General features: G+C 52.7%; 14 protein-coding genes. 3 read left to right on the forward strand and 11 right to left on the reverse strand.

Going from position 1 to position 22,132, the window contains the following annotated elements; all coding sequences use genetic code 11:
• The first annotated feature begins 112 nt into the window (after positions 1-112).
• From KQI79_RS17650 to KQI79_RS17660, 3 genes are read left to right on the forward strand one after another with little or no spacing between them, the layout of a single operon-like run.
• Entirely contained in the window at positions 113-1,450 is a 1,338-nt protein-coding gene (locus KQI79_RS17650) for an ABC transporter substrate-binding protein (RefSeq protein WP_216539611.1), read from the forward strand.
• 31 nt (positions 1,451-1,481) lie between these two features.
• Positions 1,482-2,423 carry a carbohydrate ABC transporter permease gene (locus tag KQI79_RS17655; RefSeq protein ID WP_216539612.1) on the forward strand — a complete coding sequence of 314 codons (942 nt, stop codon included), beginning with the start codon at positions 1,482-1,484 and terminating at the stop codon, positions 2,421-2,423.
• 15 nt (positions 2,424-2,438) lie between these two features.
• On the forward strand, positions 2,439-3,263 hold the full coding sequence (locus KQI79_RS17660; RefSeq protein WP_216539613.1) for a carbohydrate ABC transporter permease: 825 nt from the start codon (positions 2,439-2,441) through the stop codon (positions 3,261-3,263).
• Between the two features lie 1,048 nt (positions 3,264-4,311).
• Here KQI79_RS17660 and KQI79_RS17665 read toward each other — a convergent pair.
• The 11 genes from KQI79_RS17665 to KQI79_RS17715 all read right to left on the reverse strand — a co-directional run bounded on the left by KQI79_RS17665 (position 4,312) and on the right by KQI79_RS17715 (position 22,107).
• Entirely contained in the window at positions 4,312-4,926 is a 615-nt protein-coding gene (locus KQI79_RS17665; protein ID WP_216539614.1) for a C40 family peptidase, read from the reverse strand.
• Positions 4,927-5,151: 225 nt separating this feature from the next.
• Positions 5,152-6,348 carry a GNAT family N-acetyltransferase gene (locus KQI79_RS17670; RefSeq protein ID WP_216539615.1) on the reverse strand — a complete coding sequence of 399 codons (1,197 nt, stop codon included), beginning with the start codon at positions 6,346-6,348 and terminating at the stop codon, positions 5,152-5,154.
• Positions 6,349-6,381: 33 nt separating this feature from the next.
• Positions 6,382-7,023: a phosphatase PAP2 family protein gene (locus KQI79_RS17675; protein ID WP_216539616.1), complete on the reverse strand. Its 642-nt coding sequence runs from the start codon at positions 7,021-7,023 to the stop codon at positions 6,382-6,384.
• 213 nt (positions 7,024-7,236) lie between these two features.
• Complete coding sequence (locus KQI79_RS17680; protein ID WP_216539617.1) at positions 7,237-9,675, reverse strand: glycoside hydrolase family 31 protein; 2,439 nt, start codon at positions 9,673-9,675, stop codon at positions 7,237-7,239.
• Complete coding sequence (locus tag KQI79_RS17685) at positions 9,662-13,384, reverse strand: glycoside hydrolase family 31 protein (RefSeq protein ID WP_216539618.1); 3,723 nt, start codon at positions 13,382-13,384, stop codon at positions 9,662-9,664. The genes KQI79_RS17680 and KQI79_RS17685 overlap by 14 nt, the downstream gene beginning before the upstream one ends.
• Positions 13,381-15,213: a glycoside hydrolase family 125 protein gene (locus KQI79_RS17690; protein WP_253298231.1), complete on the reverse strand. Its 1,833-nt coding sequence runs from the start codon at positions 15,211-15,213 to the stop codon at positions 13,381-13,383. Before KQI79_RS17690 ends, KQI79_RS17685 begins: the two co-directional genes overlap by 4 nt.
• Positions 15,214-15,342: 129 nt before the next feature.
• Entirely contained in the window at positions 15,343-16,644 is a 1,302-nt protein-coding gene (locus KQI79_RS17695) for an ABC transporter substrate-binding protein (protein WP_216539619.1), read from the reverse strand.
• A gap of 140 nt (positions 16,645-16,784) precedes the next feature.
• Positions 16,785-17,612 carry a carbohydrate ABC transporter permease gene (locus KQI79_RS17700; protein ID WP_216539620.1) on the reverse strand — a complete coding sequence of 276 codons (828 nt, stop codon included), beginning with the start codon at positions 17,610-17,612 and terminating at the stop codon, positions 16,785-16,787.
• Positions 17,602-18,492, reverse strand: a complete 891-nt coding sequence (locus KQI79_RS17705) for a carbohydrate ABC transporter permease (protein WP_230192659.1) — start codon at positions 18,490-18,492, stop codon at positions 17,602-17,604. Before KQI79_RS17705 ends, KQI79_RS17700 begins: the two co-directional genes overlap by 11 nt.
• A gap of 19 nt (positions 18,493-18,511) precedes the next feature.
• Positions 18,512-19,537, reverse strand: a complete 1,026-nt coding sequence (locus tag KQI79_RS17710) for a LacI family DNA-binding transcriptional regulator (RefSeq protein WP_216539621.1) — start codon at positions 19,535-19,537, stop codon at positions 18,512-18,514.
• Positions 19,538-20,538: 1,001 nt separating this feature from the next.
• Entirely contained in the window at positions 20,539-22,107 is a 1,569-nt protein-coding gene (locus tag KQI79_RS17715; protein ID WP_483311398.1) for a cobyric acid synthase, read from the reverse strand.
• Positions 22,108-22,132 lie beyond the last annotated feature (25 nt).

Here is a 22,132-nt window from a genome sequence, read left to right on the forward strand (position 1 = left end):
CTATATTATTTTTGTAATTTTCATTCATAAGCATAGTAATAAGTCTACAGCACGTTTTTTATATTCATGCACAGATGAGCAAAATCCAATCGGATGAAAGGAGCAAAGAAGAATGAGATGGTTTCGATTTACTTTCATCGCTCTTGCCCTGATTGTTTCGTTCGCCTTGATGTCCGGGTGCGGCTCTTCCGGCACACCGAGCGAGCCGGCCCAAGCCGAACAACAGAAGGAGGTTACGCAAGGCTCGGACAAGGGAACCGTTAATGAACCGCAGCCGGAACAAACGAAGGTGAAGCTGACGATGGGCAGTTGGCGGACGGAAGACAGGGCGGCCTATGAAAAAATTATCGCGGAATTTAACAAACAATACCCGAACATCCAAATCGAATTCAATCCGACCAAAAACACGGAGTATAATACCGTCTTAAGTACGGCGCTGCAAACCGGCGGAGGTCCGGATATCATTCAACTGCGGCCGTATGCGGCGGGCCGGCAACTCGCCGATGCAGGGTATTTGGAACCGCTCGACGGACTGCCCGGACTTGAGCAATTTTCCAAGGAGGCTTTGTTGTCCGCGAGCGGCGCGGACGGCAAAGTGTACGGCGTTCCGACAATTAACAGTACGACCCTCGTCTTCTACAATAAAAAAATATTCGAACAATTCAATCTGCAAGAACCTAAGACATGGGATGAATTTCTGAACGTCGCGGAAACGTTGAAGCAAAACAAGGTTACTCCCTTCGCATTCGGCTCCAAAGAAGGATGGATTTTATCTTTGACGCATGGAGCGCTTGGACCGGCATTCTACAGCGGGAACGATTTCGCGCAAAAGATCGTATCCGGCGCAACCGATTTTAAGAGCAAGGAATTTCTCGCTTCATTGCAAATGATGAAAGACCTGGAGCCGTATTTCCCGGATAATTATACGGGAATCGGCATGGACGACATGCGCAATTTATTCGTGACCGAGCAAGCCGGCATGATGGTCATGGGCGTGTGGGAAGTCGCCGTCATGAAAGAGATGAATCCCGATTTGGAGATGGATGTATTCGCTATTCCGGATTCCAGCGGCAAGCAGACCGTAACGACTTGGGTGGACGGCTCCTATGCGGTCAACGCCAAATCGCCTCATAAAGAAGAAGCGAAGAAATTTATGGAGTTTATGACCACGAAAACGTTCGGCGCCATGGTCGCCGACGAGCTGCTCAAGCTAAGCGCCTTGCCTGGCGTGGAAGCGAAAGATCCGCTCGTCACGAAAGTTTCGCAGCTCACCTATAGCGACATGGCAACACCGTATTTGGCCGTCGTCTATTTTGCAGGCGGGAATCCGTCGACGAAATCGGCGTTGGAATCGTCGCTTCAAGGCATGTATTTAGGAAAACTGACGCCTCAGCAAGTGGCGGAAGAAGTGCAGAAGAGCGCCGACACCTGGTTTAAACCAGGCAACTAATCTTCGAAATAAGCGGGAGGGAATGAAAAGGATGGCGAAATCTAGGACAGATATGCCAAACGGAGTCAAATTTAACGTTAGAAAAGGATGGATCCATCTATTCCCCCTCCCTGCCTTTGCCGTATACACGCTCTTTATCGTATACCCCATTGCGGCGGCATTCGGCTACAGTTTATTCGATTGGCAAGGACTGCAACGGGGAACCTTTGTCGGGATCGGCAATTTTGTGCGCCTGTTTACGCAAGAACCTTTCAATCGGCTGTTTTGGAATGCGCTCAGCCATAACGTCTACTACTTCGCCTTGGAAATGATCGTGCAGAACGGCATCGCCTTCGTATTGGCTTATATCGTTTATTCCAAAATTAAAGGAGCGGAATGGTTCAAAGCCGCTTTTTTTCTGCCCCGGCTGCTTTCCGTCATCGTCGTCGGATTTCTATGGAAACTCATCTTGCATCCGAATAACGGAGCGCTGAATGTCGCACTCGAAGCGATCGGATTGGACTCGTGGGCAAAGCCGTGGCTAGGCGAACCCGCAACGGCGCTGACAGCGATTATTCTCGTCAACTGCTGGTTTCTGATCGGTTTTGCCGTTCTCATCTTTCTCGCCGGCTTGCAATCGATTTCCCAGGAAATCATCGAAGCCGCCAAATTGGACGGCGCCCAGAAATTCCGCCTTCTCCGGTACATGATCGTCCCGATGATGAAACCGTCGTTTATCATCATGACGGTATTTACGTTCGTCCACTCGTTCGAGGCGTTTGAACTCGTATACGCAATGGAAGGCTCGCAAGGGGAACCGTATTTTTCCACGGATACATTGGCGGTTTATTTCTACCGCACCGCTTTCGGAAGCGCGGGCGATTCGGCGGCGATCGGCCTCGGCTCGGCGCTCGCCGTTGTGCTGTTTATCATTATTGCAAGCTTGTCGGCTCTATTTATGTATTCGACCCGCAAACAAGAGACGGAATTTTGACGAGGAGGTGCGCCAATGAGAACCCATCGCGGCATTCGTTTCGCACAATACGCCATCGCCTCATTATTCGCTGCGATCAGTTTATATCCTATTCTCCTGATGCTGACGTCTTCATTGAAATCGAACATCGAAATATTGAAAAACCCGATTTCTTGGCCGACCTCCTTCAGTCTGGCGTCCTACGGGAAATTGCTGGACCAAATTCCGTATTTCGATTATTTCGCCAATAGCGTTATCGTTAGCGCGGCTACGGTCATTCTCGTACTGTCGCTCGGTTCGCTTGCCTCCTTTTATTTGGCCAGATACCGTTTCCGTTGGAACGGAGCGCTCTTCTTTTATTTCCTGCTCGGCATGATGATCCCGATCAAGCTGGGGATCGTGCCGATGTTCTTGTTAATGAAGCAATTGCAGCTGTTCAATTCCCCTTGGTCGCTTATACTCGTATTTACGGCTGCGGGCTTGCCGTTGTCTATCCTAATCTGCACCGGATTCTTCCGCACGCTGCCGAAGGAATTGGAGGAATCCGCCAGAATCGACGGCTGCTCCGAACTCGGCATTCTGCTGCGCATCGTCGCGCCGCTCATGCGGCCCGCGCTCGGCACCGTCATGATCATTAACTTTATTACCGCATGGAACGATTTCTTCTTCCCTCTGATTTTCATCCAAGACGAGGCGCGCAAGACGATTCCCGTCGGGATGCTGACGCTGTTCAGCGAATATTCCGCCGACTGGAGCGTTCTGTTCGCCGGACTCACATTGTCCGCTCTCCCGATGATCGTCTTGTTTCTGATTGCTTCGCGTCAATTTATGGACGGCTTGACGGCCGGTGCGGTCAAATGAGATTATAAAAAAGTTTCCGCTCCGGCACAAACGGCTTCGAGCCGCGTCGGAGCGGAAGGCGACTGCTCTGCTCATCTTCTTTTGTCGCGGTATCCGTGCGAATAACAAGGGTGGTGGCCAGCGCTTACTCCGCCAACTTTATCTTTGACTGAATAAGCGTACATATGTTTCGGAACCGGGACGCAAACATGATTATTCACGATTTCAATTGGATGGATGACGGGAACGATTTGCGGATGGTAAATGTTTTTAACAATCTTCGTCGGCGCAGTCGTCACCGGGCTTACAGGAGGACAATACGGATTGCAATACATGGAAATCACTCCCCTCTTCTAAACTAATGACATCATATGATCGAGTCGAATATCATGCCTGTACATTCGCCTGTATGAAATGACAAAAACTCACGGTTTGCTTAAAGCAAGCTGTGAGTTTTATCGTTAGTGGCCGCATGTATTTCCCCATCGAAAGGGAAAATTAGGGGAAAAGCCAGAATGAAAGGCCCTCATTGCCACTAGCGTTGCACCGAATGTTTTACTGCGTTTCAAGCCGATGATTGCGATAGGGATGAACAAGGTTAACGGATTTTGAAGGCCTTATTTGATCCAATAACGCAATTTGGGCGGAGTTAGCGGATTTTGAGGGCTCTATTTTTGTCGAAACTTCACAAAACCAAGGATTCTCAGCCGATCGCGACATGGTAACGGTTCGAAAATCCGTTAATTCCAAATATTCGACTGGAATTCAAAAAATAAGACCTCGGAAATCCGTTATATTTCCATGGTACCGCATCCCAGCTAGAAGATTTAATGCAACGCTAGGCCCTCATTGCCTCATTGCCTGGCTTTTTTTCCGCCTTCTGTCGGAATCCCGTTGGTTCAGGACAGAGGGAATCAGCGTTTACATGCCGTGAAGGTGTCCAAATTGTTTGCATACGACTCTCTGAATGAAGGGGATATCGACAAAAGGAAAAAAATAACCTTACGGAATCAATAAAGCCGTATCCCCGATATGACTTCGGAAAAGATACGGCTTCCTATTTCTCATATTAAGAGACGAAACGGCCCACATTCTCCAATTCTCTTGGCGCTCTTGCAAACGTGTAAGGTCTCCCGGAGTGTTGCATGACATACGAGCGAAGATCGCCACGGTATATTTGCTGCAGCGAAGCGGACGTCTCCAAATCGGCCGGCGTAACAAAAGCAGGATGCTTGTTCACCAGCGGAACTCCGTTCTCATGAAACACGGATGCGACGAATTGCGAGCAAAAATAGGCATGTTTGCGTTCAATCTTGCATTTCATTAAAATGCCGAACAATCCTAGGAGATTATAACGATATAGCTCCTGGTTTTCTTCGAAATTGCGGATATATCTGCGAATCCGCTCATAGACTTGCGCGTCCACGGTAATTTTGTAGAGCGCGCACCGGGTTACGCTTCGATCGCATCGAATCAAAGATCCGTACACATTTTCTTTCACAAATCCGCCGATGATCGGATTGTTAGGGTTTTTGCGCCCAAAACTGTATAATTCGGTCAACTCGCTGTCAAATGCAATCGATGCATGATTGAGCGGAGCTTTTGTAAACATTTTAATCGCTCTCGAGAACAACGTTCCCGTATCGGTAAGAAGGATGTAAATGTTCTTCACTTCTTGCAACATAGTACCTCACCTATTTAATAAATTTCGTCCCGAATAAATCATAGTTTTATTCTACGGCGGCTAACCCTGCTTTAAAACGGACTAGCGATGGGAATTGAATCTAGACCAAAGTCGAGGTAAACCCTACTTCCCTGAAACGTATTCTAAATGAAGTATATCACAGAAATACGATAATTTTGCAAATTTTATGTAAACACCATAATTTATATAAGAAAAAGAAGCGAATTAAAAGAAATCCGTAATATACGTCGTTCTGACAGGTATCGCTTCGTTCAATGCGGCCGCAACCCTCTCCGCGCCTTGCAGCCTTCCCACGGCAAATAGAGTATCGGGGCGCTTATAGCCTAGAAGCATGGCGGTCAACGACTGAATATCGCATGACAACGCATCCTGAGCGTCCTGTCCTTCGCCAAGCTTGGACACTTCATGCCTGCCGTTCGCACGGAATTGAACGATGAAGCTCCCGTCGTTCCAAGGCGCGAGAGGATCGCGAATACGGAGCGAAATGCGCTCCTCCGCACGAACCGGCTGAGACTCGGAGCGAAACGGATAGCCCCGCACAAATGCTTCCACATCCACAATTCGCCCCATCGTGTAAGGTATCTTATCCTGCTTGAAACGGGGATTCGGCAATAGAAACGGCAATTGATCGTCCGCAGGCGCCGTTAAAATCAGCTTTTCCATCATGGAATCGTGATCGGCGATAAAATTCCACAGCCCCCTTCTCGCTTCCTCGTCTAAATAGACGAATTCATGCACCGTACAGACGGAATCTTTAATCTGGTATATGATGTACCCCCTAGCTTCATGTCGTTCGTTATAATAGACGGCGGCCATGCCTGCTTTTCTTTTGCTTTGGAATACAAACCGGTTCCATTGCCATTCCGTGCGCTTCAGCATGCCGTTATAGCCGGCGGAGAACGGTTCGTACACGGAATGGAGCAGCCGCCAATCTTGATCCGCCAATGTTACATATCCCGGGGAAGGCGCCATTTTGACGACTTGCCTTGCCTCCAATTCATATTGAATATATTCGGTATAGGTTTCCCAACCGAATTTGCGGTAAAAAGCGTATGCGAAAGGATTCAAAAAAGACAGCGGCATCCCTTTTTCCATCATGGCCAGCAGCGCGTTTTGCAGAAGCTGCGCAACCAGCCCTTTGCGGCGGTACTGGGGCCAAGTCGCTACCGAAGCGATCCCGCCCATCGGGAACGCCGTTCCGTCAATCCAAGTTTCGAACTCGTGAATATTCATTTGGGCAGCCAATTTGTTATCCACGAAATATCCCCAATACCCGCCAGGCTTAAACCGGGACAATTCCTGCTCTCGCTCCGCGTCGCTGAATTCAAACTGAAAGGCGAACTCGCTTAATTTCAAACATTCGGCGAACTCTTCCTTTTGAATCAATCGAATTTGTTCCATACGTCTCCTCCTAAAAGTTTATAGATTGTACTTCTAGAATTCACTTCGAACAAACATGCGCCGGAAGCACCAAATGACAATCAACATCCAGCAACCGCTGGCCAAATATCCGCCGATAATATCGCTGGGATAATGCACGCCCAAATAGATGCGGCTGATACCGATGAAGGCGATCAACGCAACCGCGCACACGATGAGAAGTCCGCGGCCCCCCGCCGAACGGATATGCCGCCAGAGCAAGTAGGCAAGCGCGCAATAGAGGGCAAAGGCGGCCATGGAATGCCCGCTCGGGAAACTGAATCCCGTCTCTTCGATTAACCGGTGCAAATCCGGACGCTCCCGCTGAAAACCGTTCTTCATTACGAAATTAAGCGTCGCCGCGCCTCCGACCGCTACGAATAAAAACAGCAGTTCCTTCCGATGCTTCAACACGGCGAAAAGAAATACGGCCGCAACGATCGTAACGGCAATGGTGCCCTTCGTTCCTCCCAGCGCCGAGAGCAATTTGCTCACCGCGGTAAAGGAGTCGGATTCGAATCCTTGGACGAATGCGATGATGCCGCTGTCAAACGGCTCGATTCGTCCGCTGAATATAATAAATGCGAAAACGGTAAAACAGGCGGCTGCGAACAATGCTGCAAATAAGGAGTAATAAGTGCTCTTTTTTCGATTCATAACGGAAACTGTACCTCTTATTTCTGCAAGATGATATAAATAAATTTAATCATATCCGATTTATACGTCATCTTCAATAGCGAGTAACGGGATGGCCGCGACATTCCTATATCGCTTTTTAAATAGAAAAAGGGGACCGCATTCGCCTCATCGCTGAAAATTCATTCGCAAATATGGCGGTTGTCCCCTTCAAAATGGTGTATATTTCCTTGCTTAAAAAACGACCGTAACTTCCCCTGCGCTCGCTTGCCGCAGTTTGACGAACAATTCGCCCTTGTCTCGATCGTACAGCCATCCGGCATCGGCATGTTTCCATTCGCCGTGGTCCCGGATTTCGTTCAAACCGTCGACGTCCGCCGGAGAGGAAGGCAAATGTTTGAAGATCAGCTTCAACGAATCGCGCCCATTGTCGTACCCTTGGTTATCGTAGGCGTACTGCAATTGCAACGATTGTTCCCGTTCCTCCAAACGGACGTTCAACAAATTATATTCGCCGCGGCCGTATCCGTCCGTCAAGCCGTCGTCTTCGTACAACCGGAACTCGCCGGACGAGCCGGCGCCGCCGCAGTATACATGCAGCGCAAGCTCGGACCAGCCCGCATCCGCGGTATGCTGGCGAAGCGCCGTCTCCGGAATGATCGCACCGGCTTTCACATAGATCGGCAGCGTGTCAAGCGGCGCATGCGCCAATATATGGCGTCCGCCTTCATGCCGTTCTCCCGTCCAATAATCGTACCAGATCCCTTCCGGCAAATAGACGGCGCGGTATTCCGCGCTTGGCCGGTAAATCGGCGCAACGATCATGTCGGGACCGAACATAAATTGGTCGCAAAGGTTGCGCGTATGCTCGTCGTGCGGATATTCGAGCACGAGCGGCCGCATAATCGGCAGCCCGGTTTGCGACGCTTCATAAAACAACGTATACAAATACGGAAGCAAACGATACCGCAATCCGATATAGCGGCGGCATATTTCCTCTATCTCGGGACCGAATTGCCACGGCTCCTGATAGACGGGCTCCATCGCGCAATGATTGCGGCTGAGCGGAGCGAACACGCCCATCTGCATCCATCGCGCCAGCAGTTCGCCCGACGTGTGGTGCACGAATCCGCCGATATCCGCGCCGCAGAAAGCGACGCCGGATAATCCCAAATTCATGCCCATCGCCATGAACATCGCCATATGTTCCCAGTAGCTGCGATTGTCGCCGGTCCATACGGCGGCATAGCGCTGGATCCCCGCATATCCGGCCCGGGTCAGCACGAACGGCCGCTCCCCTTCAAGCAGCTTTTCCAACCCTTCGTAGGTCGCCTTCGACATCGACAAGCCGTACATATTATGCCATTCCCGATGCGTCTGCGGATTGCCGTTGTTCCGGTGCAATACGTCGAGATCCATCGTTTTGGATTCGCATGCAAACACGCTCGGCTCGTTCATATCGTTCCATATGCCGCTGATGCCCATGTCGGTATAGAAACGGTGCAAGCCGCCCCACCACTCGGCGGTCCGCTCGTCGGAAAAGTCGGGAAAGGCGCTGTCTCCAGGCCAGACCTCGCCGACGAACAACGTTCCTTCGATTTTTTTGCAGAACAGTTCGCGGGAAATCCCTTCGCGGTACACATCGTATTGCTCGTCCTTCTTCACGCCGGGATCGACGATCGGCACGATCCGGAACCCCATTTCTTTCAGCTCGGCGATCATCTGCTCCGGCTCCGGAAATCGCTGCCGGTCGAACGTGAATACGCGGTACTCGTCCATATAATGAATGTCCAGGTAGATGACATCGCACGGAATATTCCGCTCGCGGAACGTCCGCGCAAGCCGCATCACTTCCTCTTGGCTCATATAGCTGTAACGCGATTGCTGATACCCCAATGCCCATAAAGGCGGCAGCTTCATCCGGCCCGTCAATGCCGTGTAGCGGGAGACGACGTCTTTGAGGCCGGGGCCCGCGATGACGTACAGGTCGAGCGCTCCCGTCTCCGGGTCGATCAGGTAGGCGCCGCTGTCGGCGCGCATATCGAACGCGGTTTTGCCCGGATTGTCGACCAGCAGCCCGTATGCCGCATCCGCGTCATGATGGATGAGGAATGGGATCGATTGGTACAGCGACTCCATATCCGGCACATGCGGGTCGTAAATGTCCGAATTCCACATCGTATACCGTTCTCCGCGTTTATTGAGAAATCCGGTCGTTTCGCCCAAGCCGTAAATGCGGGCCGAGGCATTCAGCGGACCGCGGCAGCGCAGCTTGCGCTGGCCTTGCAGCAGTTCCAGCTCCGCGACAACGGCCTTGCCGGACGCATCCACCACTTCGACGGACATCGTCGCCTTGCGGACGACTGCCGTTAACGATTTCCCGCAAATTCGCAGCTCTTCTTCCGTCTCTTTCACATCGACCTGAAACGGCGGCTCGCCAGGTACGATGGCGGAAACGGGAGGGGTGGAAGCGGGATCCGCGCCCGGCGTTCCGACGATTCTTACCGTATGTTCCGCAACGAACATGACGGCTAGGCTCGCTTTCGCTCCGTTAACGGTCACCGCGCGCGCATCCGCCTTCCAGCTTCGAAACGGGCCGAAGCCCGTTAACGACGCCGCGCCTTGCATCGATTCGTCCTCTCGGTCGGGTCGGATCGATTCACTCGTTTGCATTCGCTTCACCTCCGCTCCCTATCGCAACCGCTATGCGCCGCTTGCCGGCCGGCACGGTTACGTACAGATCGTTTCCTTTGACGCAGTACGATCCTTCCTTCAAATCGCCGATCGAATCGGCCTGCGTCATTTCCGCATCCCCGATTCGCATGCTTCGAACGCCCGCGACTTCGCGGATAAGAAGCGCAACCGTACCTTGAACGTTCGATTCCACTTCAAGTTCGAGCGCATCGTTGCGTTTGTTTCCTCGCATCAGAACGCGATGTCCCAAATCGTCTTGGAATCGGTAGTCCAATTCATTTACTGCAAATATCATAAACGCGAGCCGGTCGTAGCTGTCCACCCGATTGCCGACATGCGCGCCGATTTGCAAGCTCGAATCCAAATTAAGCGCGACGACGGAATCTTGGCGCATATAAACCGGGATGCTTTCAAGATCGGCCTGAACTTGCAGCGAAACGCCCCCGCGGATCCGTTCGTCGCCCATTAACGCCAACCATTCGCCCTCCGGGAAATAAACCCGTTTGCTGTAATGGCCTTCTTCCGTAACCGGAGCGACAAGCAGGCTGTCTCCGAACATATATTGCTCCATCAAGCCCGAACAAGCGCGGTCGTCGGGATAGGCGACTGCCATGGCGCGCATCAGCGGCACGCCCGTTTCACTGGAGACGATCGCCTGATCGTAAATGTACGGCAGCAAATTCATGCGAATGTCGGCATATCGTTTGTAAATGCCGATCACCTCCGGCTTGCCGGTACGTTCCGCAATATTCCACGGCGTACGGTCTTGGTTGAACTCGCCTTTCGTCTCCGCATGATATTGCATGACCGGGCAAAATGCGGCCATCTGCGTCGACCGGACGAACAATTCCGCCGTCGGAATATCGCCATGAAAGCCTCCGAGATCCCAACCCCAGAACGGGATGCCCGACATGCCGCTCGTCAGGCCGGCAATGATCGAAGCGCGGAACGCTTCGTACGTGGAGCGTTCGTCGCCGGCCCAATGCAGCGGATATTTCTGCGCTCCGCTGTATCCGGCCCGGCTGAAAGTAATGCCGTCGCCATTCGTTTGCCGCTGCACGAAATCGTAATAGCTGCCGATATAGTCAAGCGGATAGCGATTGCGCAATTCCTCCCCTGTCGATCCGTCGGCGAATTGCAGATCGCGGCCGAAGATGCACTCGCCGCCATCGGTTTTAAACCCGTCGATTCCGACTTCGTCCATCAAATATTGGCGTTTGCCGAACCACCATTCGCGCGCCGCTTCGTTCGAAAAGTCGATGACCAGGCAATCTTTAAACCAGTTGTACGGGATGCGGTAAGGTTCGCCGTTGCCGCGCTTCACATGATAACCGCCGGCAAGCATCGCCCGCTCGTCGTTATCGCGCTGTTCGTGCGCAATTCCGTACATATATTTCTGAATCGGAATTTGCCACAACAACACCTTCAACCCGTTGTCGTGCAAATCGGCCACCATCTGTTTCGGATTCGGCCAGCGGCCCCACTCCGGAAACGTGAAATCGCCGTACCGCAGCGGCTCGTTGCCGTCCTTCGCCTCGTACTGGGCATCGTTGAAAATATAGAACGTCGCTTCATCGCTCCATTGCTCCAACACAATGACCGTTGCCGGAATTTCGTACTTGTTGGTCAGTTCCACCTGCTTCGCCACTTCGGCTTGGCTGTCCCAATTGTTGCTCGACATCCACGGCCCGAACGCCCATTTCGGCGGAAGCGCCGGTTTGCTCGTCACATTCGCCAGTTGGCCGATCATCTCCATCGGTTTGCCCGCAAACAGGTACATCGTCAAATCGGGCGCAGCGGATTTCACATCGACTTCGATTTCCAACAGATCGGATACATGGGAACCGAAATGGAATTGCGAATACATCGTCGTATCCAGATAAACGCCGTATCCCGCCGAGCTCATATAGAACGGAACCGGCATATACGTTTTCATGCCTTGGCTCCGATATTCGTTATACACATAATTGTCCACCGAATAGCCGCGGTATTCCATGCGGGAATAACGCTCGCCCATGCCGAACGCCCGCTCCCCGTCCTGCAAGTCGAAATGGAGCCGCGCCTTGTATACGCGGCCGTCTCCATCCGTCAACAACTGTACCGGAAGCCGGTTCGGGCCGCGCGCCGTGCGGAATACGACTCCCGATCGTTCGTCGCGCAGTTCCAAGCCGAACGATTCCTCGTCGTATCGCACGGTCAGCACGTACCCGTCCAAGCGGATCGACGCTTCGCCGGAAGCGGGATTGGCCGGAAAGCCGTCACGCTCCCGCCCGCTCCATTGCAGCCGCATCTCCGCGGTTCCTCCGTTGCGGCGGGCGATGACGAGCGACGGCGCGGCCTCCATGCCCGGCAAGCCGGCGCAATGCAGCGCGATACGTTCCGCGTCGGCTGCGACTTTCGTAATCTTGCCCAGCGAGCGCCATTCGCGCACGTTGAACCGGTACGGTTCGGAAGCGGAGCGCTGCTCCCCGTCCTGAACGGCAAACCGGTATACGACTTCATCGCCGTATGCGAACCGTCCGATCGCCGCTTGCCAATACTTCTCTCCGTCCGGCGCCGTTTCGATCGTCATCGGAACGGTACGGAATTCGCCCCCGTTGACGGCAAATTCCGCTTGCGCCCGCTGCGTCGCCTCCGCTGTCGCCATGCGGACGAAAACGAGTTCCCCCGACTCCGGATAGCGCGGGGATCTTTCCGTACGATCGTATACATAAGGATCGTCCGTTCCCGTCGGTTCGTGCCGGATATGAATACCGCTCCCCGACGCATCGTTATCGGCTCCGGTCAACTTCTGACGGAGATTGGCTGCCGCTATCGAATATAGCGCCGAGGCGAAACGGCTTTCCTCCAGTTGCCCGCCGGCTTGCTGCAGCTCGTATTCGTAATAGATCGGTTCGTTTGCCGATTGCGGATCGATCGCAGGCAGCATGCCGTATTCCGTTCGTAAACGGCCGACGTTCTCGACCAGCTTTTTGGCTTCCGCCAAATCTCCTTTTTCCGAGTAATACCAAGCGAGCAGAGAGCTTATATCCGAACGCTCGCAGCCGCCGTAATACGTATCCCCGGCAGACAGGCGGACGCCTTTGCCAAGAAGCTCCCGCTCCACAACGAACAGCGCTTCGATCAGAATGCGGTCCTCAATGCCGAGCAAGCCGAAAGGTACGGCCGCCACGACGATATCTCCGTATATTTCGCGGCTGCCCAGTTTACTGACCACTTTGCCGTCTTTGATCAGCTTCGCAAACAGCAGCTCGCGCATCTCCTTGAGCAGGCGCTGCAAATCGCCTTCCGCAGGCAAGCCCTGCCCCGCTCCTACAGGCCAATGCGGCTGTACCGCCAGAACGGCGCCGTACATGACAGCCAGATTGCTCAAGTAGATCGCCGGCTCGCCCGCTCCGCCTTCCAGCCAATGCCGGCGCGGTTCGTTCCAGCGTGCGGCAATTTGCGCAACGGCCTGCGCCGCCGTATCCGCCATTTGTTCCATCAACGCCGGTTCGCCCGTCGTATTCGTATATTCCCCGACAATCCATAACCAATAGGCCAGATCGAGCGTATCGGTCCGTTCCCCAGACCGGATTTCGGCTTCTGCTTCCCGTAGGAACGGCAGCGTCTTCTCCGCATCTCCCGCCTTCAAATACGAGTAACATTCAAACGCAGCGCTTTGCAGCGACTGTTGTACATTCATCATTGCTTCGTCTCTCCCTCGTAAAATGCGCAATACATCGCATAGGCCAAAAAGCCGGCGCATGTAGCGAACGCTTCTCCCGTCACACATTCTCCCGTATGTTCGTCGACGCTCTCGCAAGCGATGCCGTTATCCATCTTCAAATGCGGAAGCAACCGAAGGAAATGATCCTTCCGGCCCGACAGCAAACTGTTGGCAATGCTCAGCACCCACGGATGCGGCGCGTGCTCGCAGCCGATATCGGCAATATTGCAGCCGGCGAACGAATATTTATATTCCGGCCGGCGGATTTGCTCGACCGTATTCGAATAGATTTCGTCGTCCCAAGCGCAGAAGCCGTAGAACGGCAGCAGCGTCAAGCTGCCCGGCGGCTCGTCGTAAATATTCCAGCCTCCCTGCAAATCGACGGACCACGCGAACATCTTCTTTCCGTCCGCTTCGCAGACGCAATGCTCATAGATCGCCCGCTTCGTTTGCTCCGCCGTGTCCCGAAGCTCCCCGCTAAACGCGGCGCCTCGGCTAGGTTCGAGCAGTTCCGCGATATACCGCAATATCGTAACGACCAATACATTATTATAGGTAAGATACGGGTATACGATCATATCGTCCGTCGGCTGCAAAAACGTTTCATACAAAGCGATTTCCGGATGCTTCTTCGTCGCGAGCACATCCAATATTTTGCGGATCCCTTTGGCGAACAAAGGCTCTTCGACGATTTCCCGCTCGCCCGTACGCTTCACATATTGATACAACGCAATGATCGGCGCGCATAATTCATCAAGTTCGAATCCCGGCTCCAGCACCGTCCCGTCGATATACCGGCTATGAATGCCGACGTTCTTCATTTGAATGTCGAACACGTACTCCAGCATGTTTCGCGCATACTTCGGATCGGCGATCAAGATGGACGGAAAGCTCCACAGCAAGCTGTCGCGGTCCCAATAAGCGGCGCTCACGTAATAGCGCGGGCTGCGCGAAGTGACGAGCACGAATTGTTCCGTATCCATCGTCAAACCGGAAGCATAGAAAAAGTTAAAGAATAAGTTCGTATTGAACAATTCGTCGAGTTTCGCGTCGCCGCTCGTCTTCCGCCGCGCTTCCAGCCAGCGCAAGGTGTCGCCCAGCAGCGCGTCGTAGCCCTTGCGCATCATTTCCTTGGCCGAAGTCGTCGATCCTACTTCTTCGAAACCGAGCCCCCAGTAGAAATGCAATTCCTTGCTTTCCCCGGGCTGAAGCTCCAACCGCTGGCCGAAACGGTATGACACCCGGTCGTCCCCGGCTTGAACTTCCGCGATATCCATCGTCTCGGCGAAAATCGGCGCAAAGGAAAAGACGGACACGGTATGGCGGAAATCGAATACATAGGAATGGTTCCAGCCGCTTTCATATGCGTGTTTCGTTCCTTGCATCGGCTTGCTCTCGTTGATCGTATGCAGCGTCCCCGCCCATACGCCTTGCATCCCCAGCGCAAGCGAGACGGCCGCTTTGCCGTTGTTGGCGGCTTGCAAACGGTACACGAAGCCTCTTTCTCCCACCGGGGCGAGCAATGTCCCTTCGAACGCCAGATCCGCGCTTCCTTCCGCTTGCGCTTCAAAGGCCGGAACCCAATCGTTCAATCTCCGCCAGCGCAAATTCCGAAGCTGCAGCTTGCGCCCTCCCGCTTCGATATACGGTTCGAACAGCGGCAGGTCCTTCGCCAAATCGCCCGTGATTTCGACAATGCCTTTGTATCCCATATGCAAAAAATTGATGGACTCGATCGCGCCGCTTCCTTCCTCAATTAACGGCAATGCGATCTGTTCGTTACCCGTAGGTACGTATCGTTTCATCATTCCACCTCATCATTTCGTTCATCTTGGTTGTGTTCCCCAAAAAAGTGACGTAACATAAAGAGAGGGAGGGACCATGTACCCCTTATACGATGATCCCATCCCCTTAACTGGATAAACCCGGAACTGACGTTATTCGCTCAAAATTTGCTCCACTTTCTTTTGGGCGTTATTTAATGCCGTTTGCACATCGGTAGCGTCTAATTTCGCTTTATCCAGTTCCTCACCTATCGCCGTCGTCAATTCATTCCATTTTTCCGGCTTCGGTCCTACCGGCGGCAACACCAACGTATCCAGCGCGTCGATGACGACCTTCTTCGATTCCGGCGGCGTTTTCTTGAAGTAATTGTCAAGCATTTGCTCGTCGGAAACTGCCGGTACGCTCCAATCTTTCTCAATGCGCTTGTCTACGACAAACGGGTTGGCGGACATAAATTTCAAGAACTTCCAAGCCGCCTCGGCATGCTGCGTATCTTTCGATACGGCCAAGCCGTCCGCGAAAAATTGATGCGCTTTCTGCGTATTGCCCGGCTCCAATGCGATATCCCACGCAAACGGCGCGTCGCTGAAGCGGGCCATATTCCAAATGCCGGTGCGCAGCATCGCGATTTTGCCCGTTTTGAACGCATTCAAGTCGGCGTCGGGTTGCGAGAACGTATCGTCGTTCAGCGGCGGGGAAACTTTATATGTTTTTGCCTTGTCGATCATCCAAGTCAAAGCTTCGATATTGGCAGCGCTGTTGACGGTCGGATTGCCGTTCTCGTCGAACACGCCTCCGCCGTTTTGCACGATCGTTTTATAGAATTCCCAGAACTGCAGCGGCGCGTAAGTGCCCCAAACTCCGTTTTTCGCATCGGTCAGCTTTTGCGCGGCCTCCAGCTCTTCTTTCCACGTCCATGACGCTTCGGGATACGGTACATTGTTTTGATCGAATAAATCTTTATTGTAGAACAGGACGACGTCGGAGAAGCTTTCGACCATGCCCAGTTGCTTGCCATCGTATTGGAAAGCGTTATAGGCGAGCTCTTTATAAATGGCAGGATCGAAATCTTGATCCGCTTCGATAACGTCGGTCAAGTCTCTAAGTACATTTTGCGCGGCATAGGACATAAAGTTTTCATACCCTACCTCGAATACGTCCGGCGCGGTTTTGGAAGCGATCGTCGTATTCAGCTTGGTGTAATAGTTTTGAAAATCGACGATTTCCAAATCGACTTTAATGTCCGGATTTTGCTTTTCGAACTCGGCGATCATTTCTTTCAGCGTCTCTTCTTGCGCGCCGCTGGCCGTATACTGCATAAATTTAATCGTTTCCCGCTTCGCTCCGTCTCCGCTGTCGGATCCTTGTCCCGCTTCGCCGCTTCCGGCACCGCATGCCGCCGCCGTCAGCATCAAACCGATCAGCAGCGTCCACAATAAACCTTTTTTCAACACTGGAAACCCTCTCCTTTGGATGAAAATACGAGTGTGATTAGACCCTTGCTTGTTGTTTCGCTTGTTTGTCAGCTTTCCGTTTCCTGCTTCCGCTCGTTACCCGTTTGCGGCATCACCCCTTCCAAAGCCGAAATCCGGCTTTATTTGATCCCGGTCATCGTAATGCCTTTAATGAAATGCTTCTGCGCGAACAAGAACACGATAAAGATCGGGATGAACGCGATAACGTTGCCCGCCATCAGCACGTTCCATTCGGTCGCCCACCGGCCTTGCAGCTTGCTTAGGCCGAGCGGCAGCGTCATGAGGCCCGTATCGCTCGTAATGATGAGCGGCCACAAGAAGTTGTTCCATGAGCTCATGAACGAGAAGATGAGCAGCGTTGCCAGCACCGGCTTGCTAAGCGGCAGGATGACGGAACGGAACACGCGGAAATACGACGCTCCGTCGATGAAAGCCGCCTCCATCAGCGAATTGGGAATGCCCATCATATGCTGGCGCAGCAGAAACGTGCCGTATGCGCTGAATATGCCCGGCAGTATTAAACCGGCAAGCGTGTTCACGAGACCCAGCTTTTGAAAGATGATGAATAGCGGCGTCATCGTCACTTGCATCGGGATCATCATCGTCACGAGAAACAGCAAGAACAAAGCGCCCCGGCCGCGGAACGGAATTTTGGCGAAGACGAAGGCCGCCATCGCGCAGACGAGCAATTGCAGACCGGTCGAGATGACCGCTACGATCACGCTGTTCCATAACGATTTGAATATCGGAAAATACTTCTGAATCTCGATGAAATTATCGAAATTGAAATGCGACGGAATCCATTGCGGCGGCATTTTGACGACTTCCAAACTATCTTTGAAAGCGCCGGACAACATCCATAGAAAAGGAAATACGAAAACGACTGCCGCAATCATCAAAATCAAATGCGTGACAAGGTTTTTCAGCGTAGACGTTTTACTTTTCATAGATGACCCACCTTTTTTGCAATTGATTCTGAATGACGGTAATAACGAAAATGATGGCGAACAGCACCCACGACTGCGCCGAAGCGAAGCCCATTTTGTTGTTCATGAACGCGTTCTTGTATACTTGCTCTACGATCGTGCTCGTGCTTCCGGCCGGCCCCCCGCCTGTCATGATCATGACCTGGTCGAACAACTGGAAGGAGTTGATCAACGAGATCGTCAGGACGAAAAATAACGCCGGCGTCAACAGCGGAAGCGTAATCTTGAACAGCCTGCTCCAGGACGTCGCGCCGTCGATTTGGGCCGCTTCGTAGTAATCGTCCGGAATTTCCTGCAGGCCTGCCAGCAAGATGATGGCGACAAAGCCGACATCCTTCCATACCGTGACCGCGATAATCGCCGGCATCGCCCAGAAAAAGTCTTGCAGCCACACCGGGCCTTGAATGCCGAACCAGGACAGGAAGTAATTGACAAGCCCGCTCTGTCCGTTCAAAAACCAGCGCCATACGATGGATACGGCGATCCACGACGTAATGACCGGAATGAAAATGGCCGCTCTGTAAAATTTGATGCCCCGTACTTTGCGGTTGAGCAGCAGAGCGAACAGCACGCCGAATAGAAGCACCAGCGGCAAATATCCGACCAGAAATTTAAATACGTTAAGTATCGACGTGTACGATTTCTCGTCTTGAAACACTTTCACATAATTGTCGGCTCCGATAAATTTCGGATCGGAGAGCATATTCCAATCCGTAAAACTGATCACGCCGGATGCGATCATCGGAACGAGCTGAAAGAGCAGCAGCCCGAGCAAACTCGGCAGCAGAAAGACCAAGATGGCTGTGCGCTTCATCCATTTGTTTTGACCTACCATCGCCATGTTCCTTTCTTCGTAGAATTCAATTGATTTTTTTGACCGTTTCGCGTTCCACGATTTCAATCGGCAGCAGCGTTACCGTATGATCCAGCTCCTTCTTTCCTTCGAGCACCTGCATCAAATAACGGGCCGCCGCCACGCCGCGCGCTTTCACATCCTGCTTCACCGTGGTCAGCTTCGGAATGAATATGTTGGCTAATGAAATATCGTCAAAACCGATGACCGAAACGTCGTCCGGCACGGTAAGGCCGCGGTCTCTCAGCCCGTTAACGGCGCCGAAAGCCATCATGTCCCCGGTGGCGAACACCGCCGTAATTCCTTGCCGCTGCTCGGCGATTTGCCGGCCGGCTTCCACCCCGTACTCGTAGCTCACCGATCCTTCGAACACGAAATCGTGATTATAGAACAGGTTCGCTTCCTGAAGCGCGCGTTTATACCCTAAATATCTTTTCTCCACGACGCCGTCTTTGCGGATGGTTCCCGTTACAAGGGCGATATTGGTATGGCCGTTGTCGATCAAATGCTTTGTCGCCAAATAGCCGCCCAATTCGTCGTCTATGCGGATTTTTTTGAAATTATCGTCGTTGATATAGCTGTCGATCAGCACGATCGGCATTTTCACTTTTTTCAAATCTTCGTAGAAGCTTTCCTGGAAAATTCCCATAATGACCGCGCCGTCCAAATTGCGCTGCATCGTCAAGTCGAGATAACCTTTATTTTTCTCCACTCCGGATAGAATAATGTGATAATCGTGCTGGCGCAGCTCCGATTCGATCCCGCAAATCAAATCGCTGTAAAAAGGGTTTTCCAGCAGCAGTTGCTTCTGGTCTTCGGTTTGCGGAATGACGACGCCGATCAGGTTCGACCGGTTGCTGGCCAAACTGCGCGCCGAATAATCGGGAATGTAATTGAGTTCGGATATGGCTTGCTTGATTTTGGCGAGCGTATCTTCGGACACCTTCCCTTCCCTGCCGTTTAGAACGTAAGAGACGGCTGCCGTCGACACCCCCGCTTTCTCCGCAACGTCTTTGATCGTAATCCGTTTCATGAGGCACCTTCTTAAACTGAAATAGTTGGATCGATTGATCGCATCCACGCCTTCCGCTGCGTTAACGCCGCAATCGCCGGACATCGCTCGTTCGGGGATTGAACTTCTTCGCAGTTAAGCGTTTAACCATATAATAAGTTAGATCGACCTATTTTTCAACCTTTTTCCCAAAAATTAATCGCATACATTTGTGAATTTAAGTTAACTGTTTAACCAAATATCCGGTTTCGAAAGGGCTTCCAACACTGCAAACGGCAGGGTTCGAAATGAATTGTGTGGAAATCTCGAAGAAAGTTGGCGGGGGATTTTACCAATCGTTGCATTAACTTTTGTTGCAATATTGAAACAGTTGGGTGGATACCGTGCTATTCCTTCATATTGCTTCTACCGCCCCGGCGCCCAAGTTCGCGGACACAGGAGACGCTAATTGTGACAAACGACCCGATTTCGGCCAGTTTGCGGACAGACGATCCTTTATTCGCGGCAAAAGCGTAAAAATAAGCCCTGCGACGAACGGATAACGGAACCAATGTCCGCCGAAACAGCGAATAAGCGGTTTTGACGCAAAATAACGGTCTTACGGTCCGGATCGCAATTTCTCGATGCAATGCCAGTGCGATTTTATCGCGATTTCGAGGTGAAAATCGTGCAAATTGGTGTCAATTTCATAAGACCGCTGGCGGCTGACGACCCGTCGGGCGCGGTAACGAAACTGGAACACGTTAATAGCCTGTAAATCACCTTGTTGCTCGTGTAACGAAACGGGAACACGCTAATGAGGGGAAATCGGCGGTAAAACCGCCGATTTCCAATGAATAACGATACGTACTTTCGTATAAATTTGGAACGTCTTCATTTTGAGCCCAATAAGGATCGTTAGTTTCGGTAGCGCCAAACCGGGAGTGTAAGTCCGCGCGGATCGCCTTCGAAATCGCGGGAGATATCCCCTTTTATATGCGCTTTCGCAGTTTATTCGATTCATTCATGGCAGGATGCGTTCACTATGCTTTGCGTATACCGATAATTTCATATATTTTTACCATATCGAGATGCTGGCGCACGGCTTCCGCGATCCGGTCGAAAGCAAGCTGCTGCCGATCGCGGTAGACGAACGGTTGCCCGGCAAGCTCCAGCCCTTTCTCTTCGCGTGCAAGATTCAACCATGTATGGCGAAAACGGTCGTTATGAAAAATACCATGCAAATACGTGCCCCAAATCCGGCCGTCTTCCGAAACGGCGCCCTCCTGCGCCGGCGAATTCCCGGAACGGTCGATCAGCGCCATAAGCCGATGCATTCGCTCGTGTGCCGGAGCCGTCTGCCCCATATGAATTTCATAGCCGGCCACTTCGATTCCGTTCATGCGTGCCCAAGCCGGATGACTGCAGGCGATTTCTCCGCTTGCCCGTTCCGTTCTTTTCTCCGGATAAAAAACCGTTTCGAGGGGCAAATAACCCAAACCTGCAACGTCTGCCGTTTCATCCGGATTTCCCGACTCGACGCCATGGGGATCGCGCAGCTTCCGTCCCAGCATTTGATAACCGCCGCAAATGCCGGCAAGCCGGCATCCCGCGGCGACGCGGGCGGCAATCGCATCGTCAAGGCCGGCCGAGCGCAAATATTCGAGGTCGCCGAGCGTATTTTTCGTGCCGGGCAAAATGACGATGTCCGGCTCTCCCAATTCGGCCGCGGTTTGTACGTACCGCAGGCGCACATCCGGTTCCGCCGCAAACGGATCGAAGTCGGTAAAATTGGAGATGCGCGGATACCGGATCACCGCAATGTCCAGCACAGCGTCCTTACGCTTCGCATCCGCCGGATCTTGCCGGCGCACGAGCGCCATCGAGTCTTCCGCCTCGATATCGAGCTGCGGCAGAAAAGGCAGCACCCCGAGAACGGGGATGCCCGTCCTTTGTTCCAGCCAGTCCAGCCCCGGCTGCAGCAGCGTCTTGTCCCCGCGGAATTTATTGATAATAAATCCTTTCACGCGGGCGCGCTCCTCCGGTTCCAACAGCTCGAGCGTGCCGACGATCGAGGCGAACACGCCCCCGCGATCGATATCCGCCACGAGCAGGACCGGCGCATCGGCCCAGGCGGCGAGCCGCATGTTCACGATATCCCTGTCCTTCAGATTGATCTCGGCCGGACTGCCCGCGCCCTCAATCACGATGACATCATGCCGCGCGCGGAGCCGTTCCAGCGCATCGACGACAATTTGCTTCGCAAACGGCAAAAAGTCGCGCCGGTAATCTTGCGCGCTCAACTGCGCATAAGGCTTCCCGTGCACGACGATTTGCGCGTTCATCTCTTTCATCGGCTTGATCAGAATCGGATTCATATCCGTCGTCGCAGGTATTTCGCAAGCTTCCGCCTGCACGCCTTGCGCGCGCCCAATTTCTTTGCCGTCCAATGTGACGTAAGAATTGAGCGCCATGTTTTGCGATTTGTACGGGGCGACTTCCCAGCCGTCCTGTTTCAGCACGCGGCATAATGCCGTCGTCACTACGCTTTTGCCGACATCGGAAGCCGTGCCCTGCAGCATAATCGTCCTTGCTCTTCCCGTTTGCATCATCGCGATCCATATACCTCCCGTTCAT

It is taken from the genome of Paenibacillus sp. MSJ-34, from assembly GCF_018918005.1.
In the GTDB taxonomy this organism is placed as follows: Bacteria; Bacillota; Bacilli; order Paenibacillales; family Paenibacillaceae; genus MSJ-34.

Bases quoted from the DNA above. Each gene is read 5' to 3' on its own strand.
- KQI79_RS17715 (WP_483311398.1), bottom strand. From the start codon at position 22,107: ATGATGCAAACGGGAAGAGCAAGGACGATTATGCTGCAGGGCACGGCT.
- KQI79_RS17710 (WP_216539621.1), bottom strand. From the start codon at position 19,537: ATGAAACGGATTACGATCAAAGACGTTGCGGAGAAAGCGGGGGTGTCG.
- KQI79_RS17685 (WP_216539618.1), bottom strand. From the start codon at position 13,384: ATGATGAATGTACAACAGTCGCTGCAAAGCGCTGCGTTTGAATGTTAC.
- KQI79_RS17705 (WP_230192659.1), bottom strand. From the start codon at position 18,492: ATGGCGATGGTAGGTCAAAACAAATGGATGAAGCGCACAGCCATCTTG.
- KQI79_RS17665 (WP_216539614.1), bottom strand. From the start codon at position 4,926: ATGTTGCAAGAAGTGAAGAACATTTACATCCTTCTTACCGATACGGGA.
- KQI79_RS17675 (WP_216539616.1), bottom strand. From the start codon at position 7,023: ATGAATCGAAAAAAGAGCACTTATTACTCCTTATTTGCAGCATTGTTC.
- KQI79_RS17650 (WP_216539611.1), top strand. From the start codon at position 113: ATGAGATGGTTTCGATTTACTTTCATCGCTCTTGCCCTGATTGTTTCG.
- KQI79_RS17655 (WP_216539612.1), top strand. From the start codon at position 1,482: ATGGCGAAATCTAGGACAGATATGCCAAACGGAGTCAAATTTAACGTT.
- KQI79_RS17660 (WP_216539613.1), top strand. From the start codon at position 2,439: ATGAGAACCCATCGCGGCATTCGTTTCGCACAATACGCCATCGCCTCA.
- KQI79_RS17680 (WP_216539617.1), bottom strand. From the start codon at position 9,675: ATGCAAACGAGTGAATCGATCCGACCCGACCGAGAGGACGAATCGATG.
- KQI79_RS17670 (WP_216539615.1), bottom strand. From the start codon at position 6,348: ATGGAACAAATTCGATTGATTCAAAAGGAAGAGTTCGCCGAATGTTTG.
- KQI79_RS17690 (WP_253298231.1), bottom strand. From the start codon at position 15,213: ATGATGAAACGATACGTACCTACGGGTAACGAACAGATCGCATTGCCG.
- KQI79_RS17700 (WP_216539620.1), bottom strand. From the start codon at position 17,612: ATGAAAAGTAAAACGTCTACGCTGAAAAACCTTGTCACGCATTTGATT.